Genomic DNA, 8,421 nt, shown 5'->3' on the forward strand with positions numbered 1-8,421 from the left:
AAAATTGAAGGAAGCTAAGAAGCGTTTCCCGAACATTGATATTGTGGTAGGTAACATTGCTACCGGAGAAGCTGCTAAAGCATTGGTGGAAGCCGGCGCTGATGGAGTGAAAGTTGGTATCGGACCAGGTTCTATCTGTACCACTCGTGTTGTGGCAGGTGTGGGAGTTCCTCAGTTGTCTGCTGTATATGATGTGGCTAAGGCGTTGAAGGGGACAGGTGTTCCTTTGATTGCTGACGGTGGGTTGCGCTACTCGGGTGATGTTGTGAAAGCTTTGGCTGCCGGAGGATATAGCGTAATGATCGGTTCGCTGGTTGCCGGAACGGAAGAGTCTCCCGGTGATACAATTATCTTCAACGGACGTAAGTTCAAATCTTATCGTGGTATGGGTTCACTGGAAGCAATGGAGAATGGTTCAAAAGACCGTTATTTCCAGAGTGGTACCAATGACGTTAAGAAATTGGTGCCGGAAGGTATCGCTGCCCGTGTACCTTATAAGGGAACTTTATACGAAGTGATCTTCCAGTTGGTAGGCGGTTTGCGTGCCGGTATGGGGTATTGCGGTGCAGGTAGCATAGAGCAGTTGCACGATGCCAAGTTCACCCGCATCACTAATGCAGGCGTGCTTGAAAGCCACCCGCACGATGTGGCAATTACAAGCGAGGCTCCGAATTACAGTCGTCCCGAATAAAATATAGGCAATTTATATAGAAATACCCGGGGAGTAACAAATACTTTTCCGGGTATTTTTCGTTTAAAGAAAAGGCATCATCTGTTTGGTGTTGAGGCAATATAAAAGATGTTTCCCCGTTATTACATTGTTCTTTTCTAAGATAATAGTTATGATAAGAAGTGGATTGACAATAATTCTCCTTTGCCTGGGATTGGTAGTTTTTGCTCAGCAAGATCCGGTGCTGATGCGTATTAACGGGAAAGAAATTCTCCGTTCGGAGTTCGAATATATCTATAATAAGAATAATGCCCTTGCTGGTATCGAACAGAAAACATTGAGTGAATATGTTGATTTGTTTGTGAATTTTAAGCTGAAAGTCGCTGCAGCCGAAGCTGCCGGATTAGATACTACCCGGGCTTTTCGTGAAGAACTGGAGGGATACCGTCGTCAGTTGGCAAAAGCTTATTTGACGGATGAGTCTGTATCAGAGCTTGCAGCCCGTCAGGTATATGATAAAATGAAAGCTAACAATCGTGCCGGACAGATACGGGTAAGTCATATCTTTAAGTTTCTTCCCCAAACAGTTACCAGTCATGTACTGCGTTCTGCAGAAGCTCGGATGGATTCTCTTTATGCCGCATTGCAGAATGGGCAGGCGGACTTTGATGAGTGTGTACGTAATTTCTCTGATGAAAAAAAATCTTTTTGGGTAAGTTGGTTACAGATGCCTGTTGAGTTTGAAGATGTTGTATTTGCATTAAAGCAAGGAGAGATATCCCGACCTTTTTTTACACCGCAAGGCATTCATATTGTCAAGGCGATTGAACGGAAAGAAATCCTGCCCTTTGAAAAAGTGAAGGATGAAATCATGCGTCGCCAGAGCCGTCGTTACGGAATGGACAGAGGAACGGAGGCTTTGGTGGAAAAACTGAAAAAGGAATATCAATATACGGCAGATAAGACTGGAGTGGATGAATTACTGTCAAAAGGGCAGACAGATAAGAGACTGTTTACACTTGACGGCAGGGAATATACAGGAAAGATGTTTGCCGCTTTTGCAGCTTCCCACCCTCAGGGTGTGCAACGCCAGCTGAAAGGATTTATCATGAAGTCCGTACTGGATTATGAGTATAGTCGCCTGGAAGATAAATATCCGGAATTCCGTATGCTCATGCAAGAGTATCGGAATGGAATGTTACTGTTTGAAATCAGTAACCGGGAGATTTGGGAACGTGTACCCTCAGATGAGGTCGGACTGGCGGCCTATTTTGAAAAGCATCATTCGGATTATCATTGGAAAGTCCCCCGTTATAAAGGAATTGTATTGCATACTACAACGAAAAAGCTTGGAAAGCAAGCCCGCAAATTCCTGAAATCTTTGCCGGAAGAGGAGTGGCAGAATGCCATCCGGCTGACGTTTAATGCAAAGACGCGGCAAGTGCAGGCAGAACAAGGCTTATTTGCTCCCGGAGATAATGCCTATGTAGATGAAGAAATCTTCAAAAAGGGAAAAACTGAACCTATGACGTCATTTCCTTTTACCACTTTTCTGGGTGAAAAGGTGAAGGGGCCGGAGACTTATCAAGAGGTGCGTGGACTGCTTGTAGGCGATTATCAGAACTATTTGGAGGAGCGTTGGATTGCACAATTACGGAGCACCGCTAAGGTTGAAATAAACCAAGAGGTTTTAAAAACCGTTAATAAGCACTGATGCAACCGATTAAACCGTTATCTTCGTACCTTGAAATAAAGTAAATATCAATCGGTAATGCGAATATTTTTCCTGGGACTCCTCTCCATCCTTTTGTGTGTGGCCTGTAGCGAGCAACACGACCATAAAGGGAAGACACCACTGGTGGAATTGGACGGCAATTTCCTTTACCGGGAAGACCTGCAATCTGCGCTTCCGGCGAGATTGTCGAAAGATGATAGTTTACTGTTCGCAGAACATTACATCCGCAATTGGGTGGAAGATGTCTTATTATATGAGAAAGCGCAGAGTAATATTCCCGATAACGGGGAGATTGAGAAACTTGTGGAGAATTATCGCAAGGCGCTGATTATGCACACCTATCAGCAGGCATTGATTCACCAAAGACTCTCGAATGAAATTTCAGAGGGAGAGTTGGCGGACTATTATGAAAAGAATAAAGAGCTTTTCAGGTTGGAACGGCCGCTGATGCAGGGGTTGTTCATCAAAGTCCCCCTCACCGCACCACAACTAAACAATGTACGTCGTTGGTATAAAGCAGCTACGCAAGATGCAGTAGAACATCTGGAAAAGTATAGCTTGCAGAATGCCGTGAAGTACGAGTACTTTTATGATAAATGGGTACCGATGGCAGATGTGCTTGATCTGATACCGTTGAAAGTACCCGAAGTAGAAGATTATGTGAATAAGAACCGTCATATCGAATTGAAAGATACGGCGTTTTATTATTTCCTGAATGTGAGCGATTTTCGTTCGGTGGGCGAGCAGGAACCTTATGAGTTTGCACGCCCTAAAGTGAAAGATATGATGCTGAACCTGAAACAAGTGGAGTTTATGAAAAAGGTGAAGGATGACTTGTATCAGCAGGCAGTGAAGAAGAATGAGATTAAATATAATTAGTTTAGATACACAGAATGAAAAATTTTATGAACTTTAAGTTTGTAGTTTTATGTGCCTTGGCGCTGATGACCGGTTCTGCCGTTTATGGACAAGACAACGTGATTGACGAAGTAGTTTGGGTAGTGGGCGACGAGGCTATATTGAAGTCTGAAGTAGAAGAAGCTCGGATGAGTGCTCTGTACGAAGGACGTAAATTTGATGGTGATCCCTACTGTGTGATTCCTGAAGAAATAGCTGTACAGAAGCTGTTTTTACACCAGGCTGCTCTCGATAGTATTGAAGTTGCTGAAAGTGAGGTGATCCAGCGTGTGGACCAGATGACGAATATGTATATCGCCAATATCGGTTCGCGTGAAAAGATGGAGGAATACTTCAATAAGACATCCAGTCAGATTCGTGAAGCCTTGCGCGAGAATGCCCGTGAAGGATTGAAAGTGCAGAGAATGCAGCAGAAACTGGTAGGAGAGATTAAAATCACTCCGGCAGAGGTGCGCCGCCACTTCAAGGATTTGCCGCAGGACAGTATTCCTTATATCCCTACCCAGGTAGAGGTGCAGATCATCACACAACAACCGAAAATTCCTTTGGAGGAAATTGAAGATGTAAAAAGTCGTCTGCGCGAATATACGGATCGTGTGAATAAGGGAGAAAGCTTCTCTATGTTGGCACGTTTGTATTCCGACGACCGTGGTACAGCTATCAATGGTGGTGAAATGCCATTTACAGGACGCGGTTATCTGGATCCTGCATTTGCCAATGTGGCTTTCAACCTGCAAGACCCCAATAAGGTTTCCAAGATTGTAGAGTCTGAATATGGCTTCCATATTATCCAGTTGATGGAAAAACGTGGTGACCGTATCAAAGTACGCCATATCTTGTTGAAGCCCCACGTACCGGAAGAAGCGCTGATGGCAGGTACTGCCCGTCTGGACTCTATTGCCGATGACATCCGTAACGGTAAGTTTACTTTTGAAGAAGCTGCTTCCGTACTTTCACAGGATAAGGATACACGTAACAATCACGGTCTGTTACCTAACCCTCAAACCAATACGTCAAAGTTTGAGATGCAGGAACTTCCGCCCGAGATTGCTAAAGTGGTGGATAAGATGAAAGTAGGAGAAATCTCCGAGGCATTCACTATGATTCCGCAGAAGACTGGTAAAGAAGAATGTGTAATCGTAAAACTGAAAAGCCGCATCAACGGACACAAAGCAACTATTTCGGAAGACTATCAGAACCTGAAGGAAATTGTATTGGAGAAACGTCGTGACGAGATGCTGGATAAATGGATTCGCGAAAAACAAAAGCATACGTACGTGCGTATCAACGAAAATTGGAAGAACTGTACATTTAAGTATCCGGGTTGGATTAAAGACTGATCCCGGGTGATACACTAACTTTTTGTATGCAGAAGAAAAATACAAGAAATAATTTTCTGAACAGGCATAGATTCCTTCTCACAGGCCTTCTATGCCTGTTTGGCATCTGTTTGCTGAGTGCCCAGGATAAGCCGAAACAGCCGGAAAAGAAGAAAACCCGGGTTGATTTGCTTTACGCTGAGGAGGCGCAGGCGGATAAAATTCTGCTTCCGGATGTTCAGATTCTGATCCGGTCGGTAAAGCTGCGTCATGACAGTATGTATATGTACTGTGACAGTGCGTTGATTTACGAGAAGACAAATTCGGTGGAAGCTTTCGGTAATGTCCGTATGGAACAGGGGGATACGCTCTTTATTTATGGAGATTATCTGTATTATGACGGTATGTCGCAGTTGGCAATGCTTCGTGAGAATGTCCGCATGATTAACCGGAATACGGTATTGACAACGGATAGTTTAAACTACGACCGTTTGTATAATCTGGGTTATTACTTCGATGGCGGTACACTGACCGATGAAGAGAATGTGCTGACTTCCGAGTGGGGAGAATATAGTCCGGCCACGAAAATATCCGTATTCAACCATGATGTGAAGTTGGTTAATCCGAAATTTGTATTGACTTCGGATACCTTGAAATATAGTACCGATACGAAGATTGCTACGATTCTGGGCCCTTCGGATATTGTGAGTGATAAGAACCACATCTATTCCGAACGAGGTATTTATAATACCACTACAGAGCAGGCTGAACTGCTGGATCGTTCCGTGCTGACCAACGAAGGCAAGAAACTGACGGGTGACAGTATTTTCTATGATCGTGTTTTGGGATATGGTGAAGCATTTGACAATGTGCAGATGAATGATACCATTAACAGGAATATGCTCACAGGTAACTATTGTTTCTACAATGAGATTACGGGAAGTGCACTCGCTACTCAACGTGCAGTTGCTATTGATTATTCACAAGGTGACAGTTTGTTTATGCACGGTGATACACTGCGGTTGATTACCTATCATATAAATACGGACTCCATGTTTCGTGAGATGAGGGTGTATCATAAAGTACGTGCTTATCGTACGGATGTTCAGGCAGTATGCGATTCTTTGGTGTATAATTCTAAAGACTCTTGCATGACTATGTATACTGATCCTATCTTATGGCATGGCTCACAACAATTGTTGGGTGAGGAAATTAAAGTCTATATGAATGACAGTACCATAGACTGGGCGCACATAATCAATCAGGCTTTGGCTGTGGAGCAGAAAGATTCTGTTCACTACAACCAGGTGACGGGCAAGGAGATGAAAGGCTTTTTTGTTGGCGGAGATATGCGTCAGGTGGATGTGAACGGTAATGTGCTGGTTGTCTTCTATCCGATAGACGATAAAGACAGTACCATGATAGGATTGAACTATTCTGAGGGCAGTTTCCTGCGTATGTTGCTGAAAGAAAGGCGTATGGAGCAAGGAGCCTTTATAGGGAAAGCGAATGGTACGCTCTATCCGATGGATCAGATTCCGGCTGACAAATATAAGTTGCCGCCTTTTGTCTGGTTTGACTATATCCGTCCGAGGAATAAGGAAGATATATTTGAGTGGAGAGGTAAAAGGGCTGGCGAACAATTGCAGAAATCAGATCGTAAGCCTATAGTTTCACCAAGGAATATGAATATAAAAAGAAATAAATAAGCGCTATGGGAATGTTCACAATGAGAAAGCCTCGTGGCTTTAATCATCCATATATATATGTGGATGAGCGGAAAGAGAAGTTGGCGAAGATGGAAGAAAGCGCCAAACGTGAATTGGGAATGTTGCCTGAGAAGGAGTTTTCGCCGGAAGATATCCGGGGAAAGTTCGTTGAAGGCACTACCCACTTGAAACGACGCAAGGAAAGCGGGCGTAAACCGGTACACCTGGGGGTGATACTGGTGATTATTGCTTTGCTGATATACTTGTGGTATGCCATAAGCACCGGAATTATTTAATTTAATTACGAATTACAATGTAGCATCATGGAACCTGTTGTTATTCGTTATTTGTAATTCATAATTCATAATTTGTAATTATCATGAGCGACATAATTCATTTGCTGCCCGATTCGGTTGCCAATCAGATTGCTGCCGGAGAGGTGATTCAGCGTCCGGCGTCCGTCATTAAGGAATTGGTAGAGAATGCGATTGATGCCGAAGCACAAGAAATACACGTATTGGTGACGGATGCAGGGAAAACCTGTATACAGGTGATTGACGATGGTAAAGGCATGTCCGAAACGGATGCGCGCCTTGCTTTCGAACGCCATGCCACCTCTAAGATAAGGCAGGCTACCGATTTATTTGCCTTGCGCACGATGGGATTCCGTGGAGAGGCGTTGGCTTCTGTTGCTGCGGTGGCGGAAGTAGAACTCAAAACCCGTATGGCGAATGAGGAACTGGGTACACGGATTGTGATAGCCGGCTCTAAAGTAGAAAGTCAGGAAGCCGTTTCGTGTCCTAAAGGAAGTAACTTTTCCATTAAGAACTTATTCTTTAATATACCTGCCCGCCGCAAGTTCCTGAAAGCGAACTCGACGGAATTGAGCAATATCCTTACTGAATTTGAACGCATAGCTCTGGTACATCCCGAAGTGGCTTTCTACTTATATAGTAATGATACCGAATTATTCAACCTGCCTGCGATGCCACTTCGCCAACGCATTCTTGCCGTATTTGGCAAGAAGTTGAACCAGCATCTGCTGTCGGTAGATGTGGATACTACTATGGTGAAGGTATCTGGCTTTGTTGCCAAACCGGAGACGGCGCGTAAGAAAGGAGCTCATCAGTATTTTTTTGTGAACGGGCGTTATATGCGTCATCCATATTTCCATAAAGCGGTGATGGATGCTTATGAACAATTGATTCCGGCAGGCGAACAGATTTCCTATTTCATTTACTTTGATGTGGACCCGGCTAACATTGATGTGAATATACATCCTACCAAGACTGAGATTAAGTTTGAGAACGAGCAGGCAATTTGGCAGATCGTTTCCGCAGCGGTAAAAGAGTCATTGGGTAAATTCAATGCTGTGCCGTCCATTGATTTCGATACGGAAGGTATGCCGGATATTCCCGCATTCGATCAGACTCGTCCGATAGAGCCTCCGAAGGTGCATTATAATTCAGACTTCAATCCGTTCAAGACTTCTTCCGCTTCCTCTTATAGTGGTGGGGGCAGCTATTCCCGGCCGAAAGTGGATTGGGAAGGACTGTATGATGGTCTGGAGAAAGCCAGCAAGATGAATACGCCTATGGAAGAAGAACCTTTTGTAGACGAAACGGACTGGACTTCTGCACCTGCATCGGTAGATATGTCCGAAGAGCGTACTCCGTATGTTCAGGAGACGGAAACTGTATCCTCTCCATCTGCATCGTTGTATACCAACGAACCGGCAGTGGAGAAAGGCGCGCAGCATTTTCAATTCAAAGGGCGCTTTATTCTGACTTCGGTAAAATCCGGTTTGATGCTGATAGACCAGCACCGGGCGCATATCCGGGTGTTGTTTGAACGTTATATGAATCAAATACGTCAGAAACAAGGGGTTTCTCAAGGAGTTTTGTTTCCTGAAATCGTGCAATTGCCCGCTTCGGAAGCTGCGGTGTTGGAAAGCATCATGGAAGACTTCTCGGCAGTTGGGTTTGAACTGACACCTCTGGGAGGAGGAAGTTATGCGATCAATGGCATTCCGTCCGGTATTGAAGGGTTGAATCCGGTGGAGCTGGTGCG

General features: G+C 44.4%; 7 protein-coding genes. All 7 read left to right on the plus strand.

Features of this window, described 5'->3' with window-relative positions; translation table 11 throughout:
• Positions 1 to 691: IMP dehydrogenase (gene guaB, locus BACCELL_RS04095; RefSeq protein ID WP_007210300.1), on the plus strand; the 691-nt coding region annotated here is incomplete at its 5' end.
• Positions 692 to 842: 151 nt separating this feature from the next.
• Positions 843 to 2,384, plus strand: coding sequence for a peptidylprolyl isomerase (locus BACCELL_RS04100; RefSeq protein ID WP_007210301.1), 1,542 nt, complete (start codon positions 843 to 845; stop codon positions 2,382 to 2,384).
• 57 nt (positions 2,385 to 2,441) lie between these two features.
• Positions 2,442 to 3,284, plus strand: coding sequence for a peptidylprolyl isomerase (locus BACCELL_RS04105; protein ID WP_007210302.1), 843 nt, complete (start codon positions 2,442 to 2,444; stop codon positions 3,282 to 3,284).
• A 14-nt stretch (positions 3,285 to 3,298) separates the two neighbouring features.
• On the plus strand, positions 3,299 to 4,663 hold the full coding sequence (locus BACCELL_RS04110; protein WP_007210303.1) for a peptidylprolyl isomerase: 1,365 nt from the start codon (positions 3,299 to 3,301) through the stop codon (positions 4,661 to 4,663).
• A gap of 26 nt (positions 4,664 to 4,689) precedes the next feature.
• The gene (locus BACCELL_RS04115) at positions 4,690 to 6,351 is read left to right on the plus strand and encodes an OstA-like protein (protein ID WP_007210304.1); all 1,662 of its coding nucleotides are present in this window, start codon (positions 4,690 to 4,692) and stop codon (positions 6,349 to 6,351) included.
• Positions 6,352 to 6,356: 5 nt separating this feature from the next.
• Positions 6,357 to 6,647 (plus strand): hypothetical protein, encoded by a 291-nt coding sequence (locus BACCELL_RS04120; RefSeq protein WP_007210305.1) that lies wholly within the window; start codon positions 6,357 to 6,359, stop codon positions 6,645 to 6,647.
• Positions 6,648 to 6,730: 83 nt separating this feature from the next.
• The coding region (gene mutL, locus BACCELL_RS04125; RefSeq protein ID WP_007210306.1) for a DNA mismatch repair endonuclease MutL at positions 6,731 to 8,421 on the plus strand (1,691 nt) is incomplete at its 3' end.

The sequence above is a fragment of the Bacteroides cellulosilyticus DSM 14838 genome (assembly GCF_000158035.1).
Taxonomy (GTDB): Bacteria; Bacteroidota; Bacteroidia; order Bacteroidales; family Bacteroidaceae; genus Bacteroides; species Bacteroides cellulosilyticus.